Source organism: Pseudanabaena sp. PCC 9330 (assembly GCF_055795045.1).
The window spans coordinates 1-17839 of record NZ_JAYFES010000108.1 but is presented as its reverse complement, the minus strand read 5'-3'; the positions used below and the strand labels follow the sequence as shown (position 1 = coordinate 17839).

Below are 17839 nucleotides of genomic sequence, written 5' to 3'. Positions count from 1 at the left end.
TAGGGCCAGGTAAGAGGTGAAACAACCTGACCCAGGGTTACTCCGTACACAACTGCCAATATGTTTGAACTTAGAGATAAATAGGGCTCGACTCAAGGAAACTCAACAAAAGTCCATCAAAAACTGTGAACCCAAACCAAACAGGGAGACACAGCTTGCCTGTGTCTCCCTGTTTGGTTTGGGTCGGTGGTGAAATTAGACCTGATTTAGATCCCATCTCACCACCTAACTAGCGTAACTACCGAATTTGCAGACTCTTGGGGCTGTCAACCATGTGGATGGTGTCTACAAAGCGGGCGGTCTTAGACTGGCTGGAAATAACCAGCGACTGGGTGCGCATGCCGCCGTGGAAGAAGCGCACGCCATCCATCAGCTCACCGCTGGTAATGCCGGTGGCGGCAAACAAAACGGTTTCGCCCGAGGCCAGCTCGTCGGCGTCGTACACTTTGTCGATATCGGTGATGCCCATCTCGTTGAGGCGGGCAATGTTGGCCTCTTTGCTCTCGCCGATCAGACCGGTCTTGACCACGGCGGGGTCATAGATCAGCTGTCCCTGGAAGTGGCCCCCCAGGCAGCGCATGGCGGCGGCGCTAATCACCCCCTCAGGGGCGGCACCGATGCCCATCAGGGCGTGGGTGTTGGTGCCCGAGAAAGCGCAAGAGATGGCCGCACCAACGTCGCCGTCGGCAATCAGCTTCACGCGAGCACCAGCATCGCGGATTTCTTTGATCAGGTCGTTGTGGCGATCGCGCTTCATCACCACCACCACCAGCTCGTCGATGGCGCGATCGAGGCATTCACCCAAAATTTTCAGGTTTTCGGTGGCCGATTTGTTGATGTCCACCTTGCCCTTGGCCTGGGCCGGAGCGGCCAGCTTCTTCATGTAGAAGTCGGGAGCGGCAAACAGACCGCCCTTCTCAGAGATAGCCAGCACCGCCATCGAGCCGTTTTGGCCATAGGCTACCAGGTTGGTGCCTTCGCAGGGGTCAACGGCGATGTCAATTTCCAGCAGTTCGTCGGGGTTGCAGTAATCAGTGGCGTTAGGCTGGGTGCAGATGCCCACCTCTTCACCGATATAGAGCATGGGGGCATCGTCCCGCTCACCCTCGCCGATGACAATGCGACCGCGCATGTGAATTTTGTTCATGCGCTCCCGCATGGCTTCTACCGCCACTTGGTCAGCGATGTTTTTTTCGCCCTTGCCCATCCAGCGGGATGATGCGATCGCAGCCTGTTCGACAACCTCAATAATCTCAAGACCGAGGGTACTTTCCACGGGATCAATCCTCCAAACTGCCTATATTTAATGGGTTTTCGCGTTCCCTTCTCGACTTCCCAGTCTATCAGACGGTGGGATCAAGGCATAGGAAATTGTGCTGAGGCGGGCTTGAGTGTGTGGGAGCTGTAAAAGGGGTAGAGGCAGACCCATTGGTTGGCTTCTACCCTATCCCCTTACGGCACTGCATACTGAGACTCCACCGCAGGAAGTTCGCCCAGCTGCACCAGGCTCTGGTGCAGCATCGCTACGATCTCAGCCCGGGTCGCGGCCTGGGCGGGCTTGAGCTGGTCGCGAGCCGGATAGTTGACCACCAGAGCATTTTCTACCGCCGCCGCCACCCTAGGCCTGGCCCAGTCGGGCATAGAACTGGTGTCAACAAAGGCCTGTAGAACTTGGTCGGGGGACACAGCGGGGGTCATGCCTAGCCCAGTGGCCAAAGCCACCAGCACTTCGTAGCGAGGCACCGCTCGATCGGGGCGAAAGTCGCCCTCGGCGTAGCCATTCATAAATCCTTGGGCCACCGCATCATCAATTGCCGAGGCGGCCCAGTAGGTATTGGGCACATCGCTAAAGGTGCGTACCGATCCTTCCCGAGGTACACCGCCAAAGGCATGGCTCAGTAAAGCGGCAAACTCAGCCCTAGTCAACGGCTGATCGGGACGAAACCCACGCTCGGGCAAATCGGGCAGATAGCCTTGGTCAAACATGGGCTTGATAAAAGGGTAGGCCCAATGGGTGACGGGTACATCGGTAATATCTAGGGGCTGGGTAACCGTGGTCAGCCCAGCCTCAGGCGGGCCAGACTCTGTGTCTAGTGGGGCAGGAGCGGGCAGGGCGTCAATGTTGGGACGCTGGGGTGCGGTACCAAAACTAGGCAGACCGCTTTGCTCGCCCGACGGACGCTCTGGGGGGCGATCGCCTCGTTCAAAGGTGCGTCGCTCAAAACCTGCGGCCTGCTCTGGCGACACCGGGGCTACCGAGCTGGGGGCTAAATCAGCTCGTCGCCCCAAAAGAGCTGAGTCAACCACAAGCCCTTGGTCGCGAGCAAGCCCCCACCACAAAATCGAACCTATCCCTAAGAAGGCCAACACCACTGCCAGCAGCTCGTCTAAATCTCGAGTGCGGGGGGTTGACCCGCCCGTCCCACCGGCAGGGCGACGATCGGGCGGGTCAGGGGGCAAATTTACCATGGCTCAGCGGTAAGTAGCAGCGTTCAGGGCTATCCTACCAGAGCGGGCTGGCGCTCTGGGATAACCGTGGGGTTGCCCGCTTCGTCGAGGTCGAGGCGGGCGCGATCGCCCTCCTCTAACTCACCCGTCAAAATCGCCTCGGCCAGGGTGTCTTCTACCAGGCGGGCAATGGCGCGGCGCATCGGGCGAGCCCCGTAGCGCTGGTCATAGCCCTCGCCAGCCAATCGGCTGCGGAAGGCATCTGACAGAGTGACCGCCATCTGGCGATCGGCTAGGCGCTTGTTCACCTGATCTAGCATGAGGTCGGCGATCTGGTTGACCTCGTCGCGAGTGAGCTGGCGGAAAACGATGATCTCATCCAGCCGGTTTAGCAGCTCGGGACGGAAGTACTGCTTCATCTCCTCGTTAACTAGGTTGCGGATATTGTTGTACTGGCTGGTGGCCGCATCGGTGGTGGCAAAGTCAAAGCCCAGACCAGCGCCCCCTTTCTCAATCACCTGGGAGCCAATGTTGGAGGTCAGAATGATCAGCGTGTTTTTGAAGCTCACGGCTCGCCCCTTGGCATCGGTCAGACGACCGTCGTCGAGCACCTGCAAGAGCATATTAAAGACATCGGGGTGAGCCTTTTCAATCTCATCCATCAAAATCACGCTGTAGGGCTGGCGACGCACCGCCTCGGTAAGCTGACCACCCTCGTCGTAGCCGACAAAGCCCGGCGGCGAGCCGATCAGCTTTGACACAGTGTGGCTCTCCATAAACTCTGACATGTCAAGCCGAATCATCGCCTCTTCGGAACCAAACAGGGCTACGGCCAGAGCCTTAGACAGCTCGGTTTTACCCACCCCGGTGGGGCCAGAGAAGACCAGGCTAGCGATGGGGCGATCGGCGCTGGCCAGGCCAGACCGCGCCCGACGAATAGCTTTGGCAGCAGCCATTACCGCCTCGTGCTGACCAACCACCCGCTCGTGGAGCACATCTTCGAGGTGCATGAGGCGCACGGCTTCAGTCTCGGTCATGCGGTTGACCGGAATACCCGTCCAGGCCGCGACAATGTCAGCGATGTTCTCTTCGTCAACAATGGGCTGGGGGGGCAAACTGCCCGCTTCGGCCTCCCCATACTCAGGAATGTCGGCCTGGAGCTGCTGAATCAGCGACTGCCGCTGCTCTTGCAGGGTTTTGGCCTTAGAAAACTCTTGTAGCTCGATCGCCTCGTCGAGGTCTTTGTTGACCTGACGCAGCTCCAGCTTGAGTTCCTTAGACGGATACTTGGGCATAAAGCGCAGCTTCACCTGAGAACCCGCTTCGTCGATCAGGTCGATGGCTTTGTCGGGCAGGTGGCGATCGCTAATGTAGCGATCGGACAGCTTGGCCGCCGCCGCCAGTGCCTCGTCGGTAAAGCTCACCTGGTGGAACTGCTCGTAACGGCTGCGCACCCCCTGGAGAATCTCAATCGTCTCAGGCACCGAGGGCGGCTTGACCTGCACCGGCTGAAAGCGGCGCTCTAGAGCGGCATCGCGCTCGATGTGCTTACGAAACTCGTCGAGAGTGGTAGCCCCAATGCACTGCATCTCACCCCGAGCCAGGGCAGGCTTAAGCATGTTGGCGGCATCTAGCCCGCCTTCGAGCGAACCAGCCCCAATCAAAGTGTGGATCTCATCGATTACCAGCACTACGTCAGGGTCTTCACGCACTTCCTGCACTAGCTGGGTGAGGCGCTCTTCAAAGTCGCCCCGAAAGCGGGTGCCCGACACCAGCGAGCCCATGTCTAAACTGATCACACGCTTGGTGAGCAACGCCTCGGGCACATCCTGGTTGACGATGCGCTGGGCCAGACCTTCGGCGATCGCGGTCTTACCTACCCCTGGCTCACCCACCAGAATGGGGTTATTTTTGGTGCGGCGACCGAGAATCTGCACAACGCGCTCAATTTCTTTAGCGCGGCCCACAACGGGGTCGATCTTGCCAGCAGCGGCTAGGGCGGTGAGATCGTTACCAAACTCGGAGAGAATTTTGCCCTTCTTGCGGGAGTCGTCGCGATCGCTGCTGCGCCGCCCCGCCGGTATGGCCGCCGCCTCGCCCAGCTCTTGAATAATGCGAGTGCGCACCTTAGCGGGCTCTACCCCTAGGTTAGTCAGCACCCGGTAGGCCACACTTTCGGTGTTTTGACACAGGCTCAGCAGCAGGTGCTCGGGCTCAATGTAGGGCGAATCGACCTTGCGGGCCTCCTGAAAAGCCAGCTCAAACACCTGCTTGACCTTGGGCGTGAAGGGAATCTCAGGCGGCACGCTGCCACTGCCCCGGCCAATGATGGCCTCCACCTCAGCCCGAGCGTCGTTGAGATTGACGCCAAACTCCCCCAGCACCCTGGCCGACAGAGTCGATTCTTCTTTGATTAAACCCAGCAGCAGCTGCTCAGTGCCCACAAAGTTGTGGCGCAGTCGGCGAGCCTCTTCTTGGGCTTTCATGATGACGGCGATGGCGGTGTTCGTGAAATGTTCAAACATGGTGATTGTGTCAGTACCAGTGGCTTGAGGAGCGTTCGAGAGGAAAGGGCAGGAGCGATAAGCTGGCCGAAACTTCAGATTTCTGAAGGTGAGTCAAGGCTCAGAGAGCAAAGGCAATGACAAAACTGCTCTCGCGGCCTTGAGAGACTTAGTAATACTTTACGGAGCTTGCCGTTAACCTGCATTGGGGAGAACCGTAGAGCTTAGGTGGGGTCTGAGCTAAGCTTGGCACCATACTCAGCGGGTTAACCAGAGAAAAACACCAGCTGGGCAATTAGTCTTCCTTAGAAATTAGTTACATTACTTAATCTTATCCCATCTCCACCGGTTCGGGCTCCGCAAATGTTCTAAATTACTTACAAAATATGGCTATTTCCTCAAGGGGTACGCCATTGAGAAACCCAGCGAACGGGCAGCCATTTGAATATTCACCAGAGAAAAGTCTTAACTAAACTGGCTAGAGTCACAGCGACCATATCTCCAACAAATCTCCTATTATTTCTAGCAAGTCTAGAGAGGGAGTCTGAGGCATAGGTCTCATTTAAGTGCCCAAGCAAATGCAGAGGTCGAGTTTTACCGATGAGAAAACCCCACCTCCTCAGTGACTTGATACAGGCGATCGCACCCATCCAGACGCTCGTAAGCGGCGCACGACGCTAAACTAGTACATGAAGACTATATTACTCCCTCGCCAACCGTGACCGTCGCCTTAGAATTTGCCACTTCAGATGATCTGCAAATCGCCCTGGGGCGCTGGCTCGAAGACTATGGCCACAGCATCCATCGGCAGGTGCCCTGCCCCGAGGGCGGTAGGGTTGATTTGCTCACGCCGATGTATGCCATTTTTTGCCCCCAGAGTCTGACCCCGTCAGACCTGCGGGCTATGGTAGAGGTAGTTCAAGCCTGTCAACCACACTTTCCCGACCAGCAGTTTGTCATTGCCGGGCTGACCCCTGAGGGCGATTGGGAGGCGGTTGATGCGATCGCAGAGCAGCTCCAGCCCAAGGGTATTGAGATCTGGTTTCTCGATCAAATGCCCCCCTTTGTAGAGTATTGCAACGGCCTCACCACCGCCCCAGCGCCTTCACTGCGCCCCCTTAGCCGCCGCAACCCCCTGGCGGGCTGCCTGATTTCCTTGGGCATGGCGGCCATTCTCAGCGGCAGTTTTTGGTTGGCTTACCAAATCTTGGGCCGTTACCAGCTTCAAGTCGCCACTAACAGTCAGGAAAACCGGGCCTGGGAACAACTCCACAACGCCGTAGGAGTCTGGGATATGGACACCACCCTCAGCAGCCTAGAGAGCCTTGGCCAAAGCCGGAATCCCTGTGTATCTACCTTTGTCGAGCGCTTTGAGACCAGCCTTAGACAAAATGGAGCCGAGGGCTTTCGAGACATCAACCCGATCAAGCGCGCCCTCAACCTGGAGGAAGGATGTCGCCTAGAGCTGCGAGAATATGACTTTTCGCAGTAAATTTGCCCCGCAGCCTCAACGAAAACCTGAATCGGCTTCAGCTACTGGGCTAGAAAACAATAGGCAACGGGTAGCTTGTGCGTAAATTGGGGAATCCTAAAGGAAATGAAGGTTGCTTATAGATTGCTATCGGATCTGATTGATGGGACGTTCTACCACTAAGCTCTGTGCCTGTGAAAATATTCAGCGCTGTCGGGCTGGGGAGGTGGGGCGGCTGTTTCTCTGGTTTCCGGTGCCTCATACTCTGGCTAAGGTGACGACCTTTTTAAAGCAAGAGTGCCTTAGGTTTGAGCTGATGCAAGAGCGCTCTGGGTTAGGGGTTAGTTGCCAGTTTGGCCAGGCCCAGGAGGTGGCTCTCCGCCTAGCCAAGCTGGTTACGCCCAGAGAACTCGTGGAAACTCAGGTCTTGTTTGTTCGGGGTACTCTGCAGCCCCAGATTGAAGACTTTAGCGACATAGCCTCGCTGCAGCGCTTTGTCACCTTGAGTCAGTCTGACTGGCTGGTAGATATGCTGGCTCACGATCGCTTTACCAGCCACTTTCAACCGATTGTCTCAATTCAAGATACATCTCACATCTATGGCTATGAGTCGCTGCTGCGGGGTGTTGATAGCGAGGGCAATCTAGTCATGCCTGGGGCGATGTTTGCCCAGGCGGCGGTAGCGGGGCTGATGCCTCAGCTCGATCGGGCGGCTCGACTCAGTGCGATCGCCCAAGCCAGCCAGCACCACTTGACCCAGCGCATTTTTCTCAATTTTACTCCGACGGCTCTCTACGACCCGGTGTCTTGCCTCCGTAGCACCGTGGCCGCTATTGATAAGGCGGGCATTAGCCATGGGCAGGTGGTGTTTGAGGTGATCGAGTCAGATAGCCCACAGGATCTAGACCATCTAAAAACAGTTTTGCGGTACTACCGAGAGGCGGGGTTTGCCGTGGCCCTAGACGATTTGGGGTCGGGCTACTCGGGTCTAAATTTGCTCCACCAGCTGCGGCCCGACTTTATCAAGCTCGATATGGAGCTGATTCGGAATGTTCACCAAGACCTCTATAAGGCTTTAATCACCGAGAAGCTGTTGGAAATTGCTCAGCAGCTCAACATTCAGACGGTGGCCGAGGGCATTGAATGTGTCGAGGAACTGAACTGGTTGCAGCAGCGGGGAGCTGACTTTGCCCAGGGATACCTGATTGCCAAGCCCAATGCAGTACCAGCCACTACCACTCCGCAGTTTGACTGGTGTGGTTCAGCTAGCTAGCTCGATGGGGCGATCGCCGTACCTGAGCTAGGGTTGAGCATAGACGGATCACCCTAGATTTATTGAGAATAGCAATCGATAGCGAAGACATGAACTCCGCGTCAGGTAGAGGGCTATGTGATGACCTAACCTGAGTTCGGGATAAGAAAATCTTTGGCGAAGCAAGCCCATTCTTCCTTGGGAGGGGTAGAGGTGGGTTAGTCTTTGCCAGCACAGCAACTCACCATATCTAGAGACTTTTATTTTGCCGTAGGTTTAACCCACCCCGCCCTTTGGGCACCCCTCCGAAGGAGGGGAAAGAGTTACCCGAACTGAGGTTGACCTATGTCCTATGAGGGAAGACGAGGCAAATTGAAGCAGGAGGTAGCGCTAGAGAAAGCGCCTGCCTCAAAAGTAGCTCACAAAACTTAACTCCAGCCTATTGAGAATGATTCCGATCTATGGTCAAATTACCTTATTGAGTTTGTTTCTCAATAAGTGCTGTGTTCAGATGGCCTCCCTTTCCTAGTTTCCTGCTCTGTCTGTCTCTGGGTGAGCCCTTGAACCCTTGCGCGCGCACTCTAAATCAACACCAGGAACCTCGTACTCAATGACACTATCTCCTTGCCCCGACGCGGTTTGGCTCAATGTCAGCCCTGCCTTTGAGCGCCTTGACCACAAGCTATTGGGCTGCTTGGCTCGCCACGCTGAGGTAGCCCACTGGGCCTACCGCCAAACGCCCGACGAGCCCAGTTCCTTAGCTGTTGCTGTTACCCTGCTGCACGACTATCTCAAGGGACATAGCCAGCCAGTGCACCTGCTAGGCCACGGCACCGCAGGGCTGGTGGGGCTGCTCTACACCCGCCAAAACCCCCATCGAGTGAAGTCGCTGACTCTGCTTTCGGTAGGGGTGAACCCCATGATTGACTGGCAGGCCCACTATTACACCCAGCTTGAACGGCTACCCTGCAAACGCCAGCAGGTACTAACCCAAATGGCTCACAGTCTCTTTGGCTATCAGTCACCGCCGCTCCTGGCGGGGTGGGTCAGCTTGCTAGAGAGAGATTTGATCCAGTCAGTGTCTCCCCATTCGCTGCTGAAGCGGGTGAGTCTATGCCCTGGTGGAGTGGCCGTGCCGCTGATGGTGGGCGGTGGCGAAGAGGATGCCATCGTGGCTCCCGCGCAGATTCGAGGGTGGCAGCCCTGGCTAAAAGGGAGCGATCGCACCGTGCTGTTCTCTGGCCGTCACTTCTTCCACGCTGTACATCCTCATGCTGTGGCCAGCCAAATTTTGAGCTTTTGGCAAACTACCGACAACCGGCTGGTTGCAACCCAGAGTCTGAGAACCGTTTCTTAACCCCCACCTCTGGGTTGAATGGAGCATCTAGGGGCTGCGATCAAGGCTATAGCAGTGGCGTCACATCCTCACCACAGTCATCGGCGAGGTATGACAGAGCGCGAAACCGCAGCCCCACCAGCTGTTCATAGAGGGGGTTAATTTTGCACATGGGGGGGATGTGCACCAGCTTTTTCTTAAACAGCACCACATCGCGCTCAAAGGGGCACTGAGACGGAATTAGCTTACACACAAACCGAGCCAGCCGTGGGTCTTGGATCTCTAGCTGGTCGAGCCATTCGCGGGCGGGCTTGAGGGGGTCGATTTTGGCACCTGCGGTCGAGGGGCGCAGGGCAGAGGCAGCCGCCTGGTTTTCGGGCTTGAGGCTGTAGAGAGTCGATCGCACCGAGGTGAGGGCTGTTTCTTGCAGGTTGAGCGCCTCGCATAGCAACTGCAGCTGAGTATCTTCTTCGACGGAGTACACCCCATCGGCTAGAGCTACCATAACCGCCATGCGCAAAAAGTTTTCGGCCATCGCCGGATCTGGCCCCAATACCTGAGCAACCTCCTCGGGCGTAACGGGCTCAAAGTGGTCGAAGTCAATCTCGGGGGCCAGCTCTTCTTGGGTGATAGAGGCAATGAGCGCTTTTTCATCGTCATCAAAATCACCGTCGGCCCAGGCTAGGGTGAGTAGCCCCCGCAGCCAGACCTGGATCTGTTCCTGGGTGTAAGGCGCTTCAGTAATTGTGGGCATAGATCCTCCTCAATGGCTCGGCCATGGCCGCAGTTAGAGCCTTTTAGTCGTTGGGCGATCGCGTTTGGGGTAGAGACAGGGCCATCGCCTCAGGTCTAGACAATCTGGCCAATTAAATCAAACTATCGAACGTAGCAAGCTAGAGCCAGATCGCCAATAGCCCCTTAATTTTAGCGCTGCCAAACTTCAGTCTGCCCTAGGAGAGCTAGCTTTGCCGCCGCTGCTACAACCGCGCTACCGACGGCATAGTGAAAACATCTATCTCCTGATGGTGGCGGTAAGAGGGTAGCCGCTGCGATTATCTTTATGGCTTTCTTATCGTTTTTACTTACTCTCGAAGAGCTGAGTCTGGCAAGAGCTACAGCCTAGTGACTCAACGGCTTGTCTGCCCAAACTGCGAGGTACACCATGAGCGATTACACCACTACAGATCTGCAAGCCTTGGTTAAAGCACCGATGATGACCGGACTATCGGTGGCTATGGTCGATCTGGGCATAGTGTCGACGGCCATTGAGGCGGCGGCCATGTCGAAGCAGATCAGCGGGGCTGCTCAAAAGTTTCCCGCCAACTCGATTATTCAGGCGGCTTTTTCAGAGGCAACCCTCAAAAGTGGTCAGGTCAAACTCGATAAGCCTGAAATCAAGCCCGAAGATGTTAAATCTGGGGCCATGATCGACAGCGCGATCGCCGATATCAATGCCGCCCTAGCCCTGGTTGCAGGCAAGGCCAGCGATGCTGAAATCGGCGAATACAAGCAATTTATCTACGACTGCGGCTTGGCGGTGGCCGAAGCCGCTGGGGAAGGGCTCTTTGGCTCTGGCAGCAACAAGGTCAGCACCAAAGAGGCCGCCGCTCTAGAACGATTCAAGGTTGCCCTCGGTCTCTAGGGGCGGTCATCAATGAGTCGCGTATGAACCAAAGGTTACAGCCCCTAGCCTGTTGTTTGGGGCAGGCGTGGCAGGGCTGATCCCCCAAGGGTTTGGGTTGTTTGATGACCCGCCCTAGGGCGGTGGGGCTAGCCTTCAGCCCATAGCCCAGGCGAGATGATGGGGCTATTCACTCTTTCCAAAGATAATTTTTGCTTACTGAAGCTTTATGTTTCTGTGCCACGGTCGTAGATACTCAACAGAGGTGGCTTGGCACCACTGAACTGCCTATCTGTAGTTACAAATTTGCCTGTGTAAGGAGAGTTGTTATGAGTTTAACCCGCTGGTTGAGGCGGCTAGCGCCCCTATTGGTATGTCTGGTGCTGCTGGTTACGGCCTGTTCGTCGGCTCCGTCTAAGTACGACCAGGTGCAAAAAGACACTACCGGTTTTGGGGCACCGGCAGCTGTCAACAAAAAAGCTGAGAAAGGCGGCACCTTCAATGAGTTTTTCCCCGGCGATCAGGGGGGCTACAATGTCATTCCTTACCAAGAGAAGAAGGGCTTTGCCGAATATAAGCTCCAGCAGGGCGACAAAACCCTGGCCATGCTAACCATCAACGACACCAGCAGTCTGCCGTCGGCAGCCGAAAAGTTTAACACCGCCACCGAGGCTGTATCTGGCTTTCCGACGGTTGAGCAGGGCACGACGGCCACTGCGCTACTGGTCAATGGCCGCTACCAGGTCAAGGTGCTCTCCCGCGATCCGGCCTTTACTAAAGCAGACCGGGTAGCCTGGCTGCAAAAGTTTGATCTCCAGGGCTTAGCCCAGCTTAAGGGGGCCATTACCCCAGCGGGTAAGGCCGCAGCAGCTCTGCCAACTCCTTCGGAGGCTGCTCAGTCGCCTCAGCCTACAGCTGCCGCCGACCCCGCTGCCGCCCAGGACAAGCCTGGTTTTAAGCTGCCTCGGGTGCAGCTACCGGGGTTGTCTCCCAGTCTTCAGCCAGCCTCTTAGGGCCGCCTGGCAAATTGGGCAATCAATTAGCGACGACCTCAACGGCAACTAAGTAAGGAGTAAGTTGTGAGCAAAAAAATTTACGAGATTGTCGATCAGCTCCCCACCGGGGGGTTGACCGTGCGGGCCTTAAAAACCCTTGACACCTTTGTCCCCGGCCAGTGGAACAACCTAGTGGGCTTTGACAACACCATCAAAACCGTCACTGGCGAAACCGATGCAGCGATGGTGCAGGCCATTGGCGAACGGGCGATCGCCCTCTTTAACGACAAAAAACAGGGCTACCAGAGCGCCCTCTGGCTCTATCAAACCGTAGACTCTGCCTCGGGCCTGCTGGGTGCCGCCGCCCTGGCCAACCGCATTGGCCAGGATACTTTTTTGGGCTTCCTCAAAAATCTTTCTCCTAAGCCCGAAAAAGCTCAGACCATTGACCTGGTGGTCAAGCTGGTGGCCGAAGTGGTGGCCTTTTGTAAAATCAGCGGCATTCCCGGCGACAGCCTAGGCGACTTTCTTGCCGCCTTGGGCGACTACAGCAGCGAATCGCTGATCCGCATGGCAGCCTTGGTCAGCTTTGACGGCATCATTCCCTTGGGGGCCGACTTTTCGACCAAGGCACTCAATACCATCAAAGGCTTTGGGCCTGGCGATCTCGACGGCAACCAGACCTTTAAGGGCATCAAAAACGAAATTCCTGGGGCCAACGACGGGGCCAAACTGGCCTTTATGACCGAAACCTTTGAGTCAACCAAGGGCTGGATGGACAGATTTGTGGGCGACCACAACATCACCCAAAGCGGTCTAGTTGACAACCTGGGTGGCTTTATCGAAGGCTCTAAGGGCAAGCTTGACTACCTCGGCGCATTTCTCGACATGTCGGTGAAATACTACGAGCACACCGGCACCCAAACCCTAGCCCGTCGCCTGATCGAGCGTGCCGTAGCCGAGATTTAGCTGTCTCGGGCATTTAGTTCACCCTACCGCGTTTGATGTGGGCCCCAAAGCCCTCAAGGCGGTCGCGGTGCTGGCGAAATCACCCTGATCCGCCCCCATCTTCTCTATGGGGGGTGGCCGGAAGGCAGGGTGGGTCAAACTGGCAATCGGAAATGAAGCTTTTGCTGACAGGACAAGAGCTTCAGGCCCCAGCCCAACCCATCCCTGCCCCTCTCCGACGATGACGATCAGACTGCTGGCCAAAAATTACTGTTTATCAAACCGACGTTTTATTTGCTGATTGCCCATGGTTACGGGCGGAGCCTCCGGCACTGCTCGCTGTCAGCAAATGCTTAGAATAGTCGGGGCTAAGTCGTAGCGAATCCGACTTTGTACCGGTAGAATGGTTAGTATCGATACAGTTATATTCCTTATCTCCAGGGCACATCATTCGCGGGTTGCGGTTGTCTTGGTAGAGGGTAGGGGCCGTGTCGAAACCGCTATTCACCGGCAGAAGTACCATGAGCAATCAGCCCAGCCCAGAGCGCATTCTCATCTTTGATACCACCCTACGAGACGGTGAACAGTCGCCAGGGGCCACTCTCAATGTGGAAGAAAAGCTGGTGATTGCCCGGCAGCTAGCTCGGCTGGGAGTCGATATTATTGAGGCTGGGTTCCCCTTTGCCAGCCCCGGCGACTTTGAGGCGGTGCAGAAGATTGCCCGAGAAGTCGGCACAGCAAACGGCCCCACCATCTGCGGCCTGGCCCGCGCCACCAAGGGCGACATCGAGCGAGCCGGGGAGGCGATCAAGCCCGCCGCTAAAGGACGTATCCATACATTTCTGGCCACCTCCGACATTCACATGCAGTACAAGCTTCGCAAAAGCCGCGAAGAGGTGCTGGCGATCGCCCCCGAGATGGTGGCCTATGCCAAGACCTTCACCGACGATGTCGAGTTTTCGCCCGAAGATGCGGGCCGATCTGACCCCGAATTTCTCTATCAGGTGCTCGAGGCGGCGATCGCAGCCGGGGCCACCACCGTCAACATCCCCGACACCGTCGGCTACCTCACCCCCAGCGAGTTTGGCGATCTGATTCGCGGCATCAAAGCCAACGTGCCCAATATCGACCAGGCGGTGATCTCCGTCCACGGCCACAACGACCTGGGCCTGGCGGTGGCCAACTTTCTCGAAGCGGTGAAGGCCGGAGCGCGCCAGCTCGAATGCACCATCAACGGCATTGGCGAGCGGGCCGGCAACGCTGCCCTCGAAGAACTGGTGATGGCGATGCACGTGCGCCGGTCTTACTACAATCCCTTCCTGGGTCGTCCGCCCGAGTCAGAAGCCCCCCTCACCGCCATCGACACCCGCCAGATCTACAAAACCTCGCGCCTGGTGTCGAACCTGACCGGCATGTTTGTGCAGCCCAACAAGGCGATCGTGGGGGCCAACGCCTTTGCCCACGAGTCGGGCATTCACCAAGATGGCGTGCTCAAAAACAAGCTCACCTACGAGATCATGGACGCCACCTCCATCGGCCTCACCGACAACCAGATCGTGCTGGGCAAGCACTCGGGTCGCAACGCCTTTCGCACTCGTCTGCAAGAGCTGGGCTACGAGCTTGATGACCAGGCTCTTAACCGCGCTTTTTTGCGCTTTAAAGAGCTGGCCGACAAGAAAAAAGAGATCACCGACTGGGATATTGAATCTCTCGTCAATGACGAAACCCAGCAGGCTCCTGAGCACTTTCACCTAGAGCTGGTGCAGGTCTCGTGCGGCGACAGCGCCAAGCCCACCGCCACCGTCACCCTGCGCACCCCCGACGGCCAAGAGCTGATGGATGCGGCGATCGGCACTGGCCCGGTAGACGCAGTCTACAAAGCGATCAATCGGGTGGTCGATATCCCCAACCAGCTGATTGAGTTTTCGGTGCAGTCGGTCACCGAGGGCATTGACGCCCTGGGGGAAGTCACCATTCGCATTCGCCACGAAGACCGGGTGTTTTCGGGCCACGCGGCCAATACCGACATTGTGGTGGCCTCGGCCCACGCCTACCTGCACGCCCTCAACCGGCTGTATACGGCGTTGCAGACCGGGCAAGCCATCCATCCCCAGCGAGAGACGGTGACGGCTTCGCTGTAAAAGCACCGAAAAATGGGGGGCTGATTCGTTTGCTAGGCGGCTCAGACGCCCCCAAGCTTTGCCTTTTGAAAATCGGGTCTGTGTGCTCTGGATTTGATAACGGTGAAGTTGTGCGGCAGCGGATGAACTCGAACATTCCCCGATCACCTCTACTCCGTCCGAACCAACGAAGTGTTAGGTGGTGACAGCTACTACTGCCTACCGTAGAGGTAAAAATCTCACTTGCCCTTCCCACTCTCCTTCGATGCTGCACTCCGCAACCAAGGTAATTTCCTCTATCGCTAGCCCTACTGGAACACGTCGATTCACCTCAAACAATCCGGGCATGGATAATCCAGCTTGAATGCGTTGGTATGCAAATGTGATCATCGTCGCAACGTCGTGAGTCAAAACAATTCGCCCTTCTTCGGCTGCCCATGCCAAGACAGTTGGGTCGTCTATTCCCGACAGATTTACATCTTGAACACGCACGATATCAACGTTTGGGTTTTGGCGAAGAACACCTCGAACAATTTGGTTATTGAAATTTTCATCAGCCAGGAATTGAGCCATCTAGATTACCGGGCTTGATTGCGTCGAGCAAGCAAACGATCTCGTATTCCAACAGGGTTGAAGCGTTGTTCAGCCTCTCGCCGAATCAAATCTGCCTGCTGTTGACGCTCTTCAAGGTAGGTATGCACCTCATCTCGATGTCTAAGGTAGTAACCGATAACCAGGTAGATATCTGGTAGTTGTAGCGATGGATACTGCTCCCCTATCTCCTCCGGCGTACATCCCTCAAGAAAAGCAGTCACGACAGTATCTAGAGTGACGCGAGTTTTAGCAACCCGTACGACACCCTGAGGATCGGTCTCTATTGGGGCAGGTTCAAGGGCAATTGCTAGAGTCATAAATTTTATCGAGTTTCCTGCCTTCTATGGTAGCAAACACCCTAAGAAGCTGAAGCCTTTCTAATTCATGAGATTAGCCTGCTAGTTCTTTTTATTCTCATTCTGCCCTTTCCCCCAAGAAGATCGTAAGACCCCACGCAGCCGTAGAGCTTCAACAAAGAGTGGTAGCAACAAAAGTGCTGCAATAATCGTCAGAATTATCTGACCAACTTTCCCTGGCAGAAACACACCAACCGCATAACTTGCCAAAGCGAGAACAATATAAACAATTACAAAATCCAGCAGGATTAGTAAAGGAGCAGAAAACCTTGAATCTACAAGAATCTGGATATTATTTCCATCCGAATGATCCAAATAGATCCAATGACCTTGAGATTCTTTTAGATGTTCTATTCCAGTTTGCTCTCGCAGTTTTTGAGCTTCCAACTCGATTTTACGAATCTCTACAATTGTTTTGCGAATTTGCAGGAATGTAACTGGGACACCAAGAACTGCTGTGATGGCAGCAACCACACCAGCAACAACTTTGACAGACGTATCAAGATTGCTCCAGAAATCTGCACTTGTTGATTGTGCCTGAGCGTAAGCAGGCTCATATACCAGGAGTACCGATATGACCAGTGCTACAGAAAAAAGCAGCCCAAAACAAGTGCCCGATTTTTTCACGATGTCAAACGACTAGCAGACAACATTGATGTACGCCCCAACAGAAATCTTAAGACACCTAACTATGTATTAAGTGTTAGATGTGACGGATAAGCCCCTGGCTTTGGGATGTTATCGGCTGATTGACTGACAAAAGCTGCATGTCAAGCTTTTGAAACGGTTGACACTAGGGAGTTTGAGCGACCTTGAAAATCTGGGTGGGAGCCAGCATTCTAAGATGAGATACCACTCAACATCAAGAATGCTGTGAAAAAAACTCCCGCCTCTACGATGCCTTGAAACGTTGGATGGGTCAATCGGGTGAATGGGTTCACCTGACCCATCTGACCACGGGTCTCTGGATGGTCGTCGCGTTAATCCAGACGGGTGAGGTAAATCTGACCCGATGGTTGCCTCATCTACCCATCCGAGGACGCCAGGCGCAAAGTAAACAACGCCGACTCAGTCGGTGGTTGCACAACAGCCGGATCAACGTGCATCGTCTCTATAAACCCCTGATTCATGCAGCATTAGCCCAGTGGCAAGAGGACGTGCTCTATCTGAGCTTAGACACCTCCATGTTTTGGGATGAGTATTGCCTGGTGCGATTGGCCGTCGTTCATCGAGGGCGAGCCTTGCCGGTGGTCTGGCGGGTGCTAAAACGGCGAAGTGCATCGGTGTCGTTTTCGGCCTATCGCGAGATGCTGCACCAAGCCGTTAACCGGCTTCCTCAGGGCGTCAAGGTAGTGCTGTTGGCGGACCGAGGTTTTGTTCACACCGACTGTATGCGAGCGATGAGCACTCAACTCGGGTGGCACTACCGCATTCGCCTCAAGCGAGACACCTGGATTTGGCGGGAGGGGAAAGGCTAGCATCAACTGAAGGACTTCCATCTGAACCGCGGTGAAGCCTTGTGCTTTCACAACGTCAAACTCCATAAGGGTCAATGGTTTGGCCCTGTCCATCTGGCCTTTGGCTACAACAACCTCAATGGTGAGTTTTGGGCCATGATGAACCCACCTCCCTGCACACCTTCGAGGAATATGGGTTGAGGTTTGATATTGAAGAGAACTTCTTAGATGACCAGTCGAACGGTTGGAACGTCCAGAAATCACAACTCCGCTCCGTCTGTGCCCTCTCTCGCCTCTGGTTTATCCTGGCCGTCGCGACCCTCTACGTGACGGCTCAAGGCATTGACGTGGTTGCATCGGGCCGCCGCCGTTGGGTGGACCCCCATTGGTTCCGAGGTAACAGCTACTTCCGGATTGGCATCGACTGGGTTAAAACGGCCTTAGAGACTGGATGGCGGCTCATTCGGCAGGTCGTCTTCACCGGCAACAGCGACCCTCAACCCGCCATGGCCTCGCGGAAGCAACACCAACGCCGCACCTACCAAATAGAATTCAAAATACGGACGTACCAGTACGCAACGGCCTAGTTTTGTCAGTCAACCAGTGTTATCGGTCACTTTTGATGTCTAACTCCCTGACACAGGGTAAGCGCAAGAAAAATAGGACTGTGACATGCTAGGGGCCTTCTATCGCTGCGACCTTTAGTGAGTCCCCATGAGCCAAGGCTTTGCTCCCAA

16 protein-coding genes are annotated in these 17839 nt (G+C 55.6%); 9 read left to right on the top strand and 7 right to left on the bottom strand.

All coding sequences use genetic code 11. The annotated features are described in order from the left end of the window. Nucleotides 1–238: 238 nt before the first annotated feature. The 3 genes from glpX to AC0QKW_RS15010 all read right to left on the bottom strand — a co-directional run bounded on the left by glpX (nucleotide 239) and on the right by AC0QKW_RS15010 (nucleotide 4973). Nucleotides 239–1276 carry a class II fructose-bisphosphatase gene (glpX, locus tag AC0QKW_RS15020; RefSeq protein ID WP_473151889.1) on the bottom strand — a complete coding sequence of 346 codons (1038 nt, stop codon included), beginning with the start codon at nucleotides 1274–1276 and terminating at the stop codon, nucleotides 239–241. 176 nt (nucleotides 1277–1452) lie between these two features. Beyond that, on the bottom strand, nucleotides 1453–2469 hold the full coding sequence (locus tag AC0QKW_RS15015) for an S-layer homology domain-containing protein (RefSeq protein ID WP_473151888.1): 1017 nt from the start codon (nucleotides 2467–2469) through the stop codon (nucleotides 1453–1455). A 29-nt stretch (nucleotides 2470–2498) separates the two neighbouring features. Then, nucleotides 2499–4973 (bottom strand): ATP-dependent Clp protease ATP-binding subunit, encoded by a 2475-nt coding sequence (locus AC0QKW_RS15010; RefSeq protein WP_473151887.1) that lies wholly within the window; start codon nucleotides 4971–4973, stop codon nucleotides 2499–2501. Nucleotides 4974–5670: 697 nt separating this feature from the next. On the opposite strand from AC0QKW_RS15010, the gene AC0QKW_RS15005 reads away from it, so the two are divergent. The 3 genes from AC0QKW_RS15005 to AC0QKW_RS14995 all read left to right on the top strand — a co-directional run bounded on the left by AC0QKW_RS15005 (nucleotide 5671) and on the right by AC0QKW_RS14995 (nucleotide 9032). Then, nucleotides 5671–6444, top strand: a complete 774-nt coding sequence (locus AC0QKW_RS15005) for a hypothetical protein (RefSeq protein ID WP_473151886.1) — start codon at nucleotides 5671–5673, stop codon at nucleotides 6442–6444. A 142-nt stretch (nucleotides 6445–6586) separates the two neighbouring features. Next, the gene (locus AC0QKW_RS15000) at nucleotides 6587–7696 is read left to right on the top strand and encodes an EAL domain-containing protein (protein ID WP_473151885.1); all 1110 of its coding nucleotides are present in this window, start codon (nucleotides 6587–6589) and stop codon (nucleotides 7694–7696) included. Between the two features lie 589 nt (nucleotides 7697–8285). Beyond that, a complete protein-coding gene (locus AC0QKW_RS14995) occupies nucleotides 8286–9032 on the top strand; it encodes an alpha/beta fold hydrolase (RefSeq protein WP_473151884.1) in 747 nt (248 codons plus the stop codon). 46 nt (nucleotides 9033–9078) lie between these two features. Here AC0QKW_RS14995 and AC0QKW_RS14990 read toward each other — a convergent pair whose 3' ends face one another. Further along, the gene (locus tag AC0QKW_RS14990; protein WP_473151883.1) at nucleotides 9079–9765 is read right to left on the bottom strand and encodes a Mo-dependent nitrogenase C-terminal domain-containing protein; all 687 of its coding nucleotides are present in this window, start codon (nucleotides 9763–9765) and stop codon (nucleotides 9079–9081) included. 408 nt (nucleotides 9766–10173) lie between these two features. On the opposite strand from AC0QKW_RS14990, the gene AC0QKW_RS14985 reads away from it, so the two are divergent. The 4 genes from AC0QKW_RS14985 (at nucleotide 10174) to AC0QKW_RS14970 (ending at nucleotide 14716) form a co-directional block, all read left to right on the top strand. Continuing rightward, on the top strand, nucleotides 10174–10653 hold the full coding sequence (locus AC0QKW_RS14985; protein ID WP_473151882.1) for a hypothetical protein: 480 nt from the start codon (nucleotides 10174–10176) through the stop codon (nucleotides 10651–10653). Nucleotides 10654–10961: 308 nt separating this feature from the next. Further along, nucleotides 10962–11645, top strand: coding sequence for a hypothetical protein (locus AC0QKW_RS14980; protein ID WP_473151881.1), 684 nt, complete (start codon nucleotides 10962–10964; stop codon nucleotides 11643–11645). A gap of 66 nt (nucleotides 11646–11711) precedes the next feature. After that, complete coding sequence (locus tag AC0QKW_RS14975; RefSeq protein WP_473151880.1) at nucleotides 11712–12596, top strand: hypothetical protein; 885 nt, start codon at nucleotides 11712–11714, stop codon at nucleotides 12594–12596. A 500-nt stretch (nucleotides 12597–13096) separates the two neighbouring features. After that, a complete protein-coding gene (locus AC0QKW_RS14970; protein WP_473151879.1) occupies nucleotides 13097–14716 on the top strand; it encodes a 2-isopropylmalate synthase in 1620 nt (539 codons plus the stop codon). Nucleotides 14717–14914: 198 nt separating this feature from the next. Here AC0QKW_RS14970 and AC0QKW_RS14965 read toward each other — a convergent pair whose 3' ends face one another. The 3 genes from AC0QKW_RS14965 to AC0QKW_RS14955 form a co-directional block, all read right to left on the bottom strand. Beyond that, the gene (locus tag AC0QKW_RS14965; protein WP_473151878.1) at nucleotides 14915–15268 is read right to left on the bottom strand and encodes a DUF5615 family PIN-like protein; all 354 of its coding nucleotides are present in this window, start codon (nucleotides 15266–15268) and stop codon (nucleotides 14915–14917) included. Between the two features lie 5 nt (nucleotides 15269–15273). Continuing rightward, a complete protein-coding gene (locus AC0QKW_RS14960) occupies nucleotides 15274–15606 on the bottom strand; it encodes a DUF433 domain-containing protein (protein WP_473151877.1) in 333 nt (110 codons plus the stop codon). Between the two features lie 81 nt (nucleotides 15607–15687). Beyond that, a complete protein-coding gene (locus AC0QKW_RS14955) occupies nucleotides 15688–16272 on the bottom strand; it encodes a hypothetical protein (RefSeq protein ID WP_473151876.1) in 585 nt (194 codons plus the stop codon). Between the two features lie 287 nt (nucleotides 16273–16559). Here AC0QKW_RS14955 and AC0QKW_RS14950 point away from each other — a divergent pair, with 287 nt between their 5' ends. Together AC0QKW_RS14950 and AC0QKW_RS14945 are read left to right on the top strand one after the other, a co-directional pair. Beyond that, the gene (locus AC0QKW_RS14950; RefSeq protein ID WP_473151875.1) at nucleotides 16560–17123 is read left to right on the top strand and encodes a transposase family protein; all 564 of its coding nucleotides are present in this window, start codon (nucleotides 16560–16562) and stop codon (nucleotides 17121–17123) included. Between the two features lie 128 nt (nucleotides 17124–17251). Continuing rightward, nucleotides 17252–17689, top strand: a complete 438-nt coding sequence (locus tag AC0QKW_RS14945) for a hypothetical protein (RefSeq protein WP_473151874.1) — start codon at nucleotides 17252–17254, stop codon at nucleotides 17687–17689. The last annotated feature ends 150 nt before the right edge of the window (nucleotides 17690–17839 follow it).

Bases quoted from the DNA above. Each gene is read 5' to 3' on its own strand.
- AC0QKW_RS15015 (WP_473151888.1), bottom strand. From the start codon at position 2,469: ATGGTAAATTTGCCCCCTGACCCGCCCGATCGTCGCCCTGCCGGTGGG.
- AC0QKW_RS15010 (WP_473151887.1), bottom strand. From the start codon at position 4,973: ATGTTTGAACATTTCACGAACACCGCCATCGCCGTCATCATGAAAGCC.
- AC0QKW_RS15000 (WP_473151885.1), top strand. From the start codon at position 6,587: ATGGGACGTTCTACCACTAAGCTCTGTGCCTGTGAAAATATTCAGCGC.
- AC0QKW_RS14995 (WP_473151884.1), top strand. From the start codon at position 8,286: ATGACACTATCTCCTTGCCCCGACGCGGTTTGGCTCAATGTCAGCCCT.
- AC0QKW_RS14990 (WP_473151883.1), bottom strand. From the start codon at position 9,765: ATGCCCACAATTACTGAAGCGCCTTACACCCAGGAACAGATCCAGGTC.
- AC0QKW_RS14985 (WP_473151882.1), top strand. From the start codon at position 10,174: ATGAGCGATTACACCACTACAGATCTGCAAGCCTTGGTTAAAGCACCG.
- AC0QKW_RS14980 (WP_473151881.1), top strand. From the start codon at position 10,962: ATGAGTTTAACCCGCTGGTTGAGGCGGCTAGCGCCCCTATTGGTATGT.
- AC0QKW_RS14970 (WP_473151879.1), top strand. From the start codon at position 13,097: ATGAGCAATCAGCCCAGCCCAGAGCGCATTCTCATCTTTGATACCACC.
- AC0QKW_RS14965 (WP_473151878.1), bottom strand. From the start codon at position 15,268: ATGGCTCAATTCCTGGCTGATGAAAATTTCAATAACCAAATTGTTCGA.
- AC0QKW_RS14960 (WP_473151877.1), bottom strand. From the start codon at position 15,606: ATGACTCTAGCAATTGCCCTTGAACCTGCCCCAATAGAGACCGATCCT.
- AC0QKW_RS14950 (WP_473151875.1), top strand. From the start codon at position 16,560: ATGGGTCAATCGGGTGAATGGGTTCACCTGACCCATCTGACCACGGGT.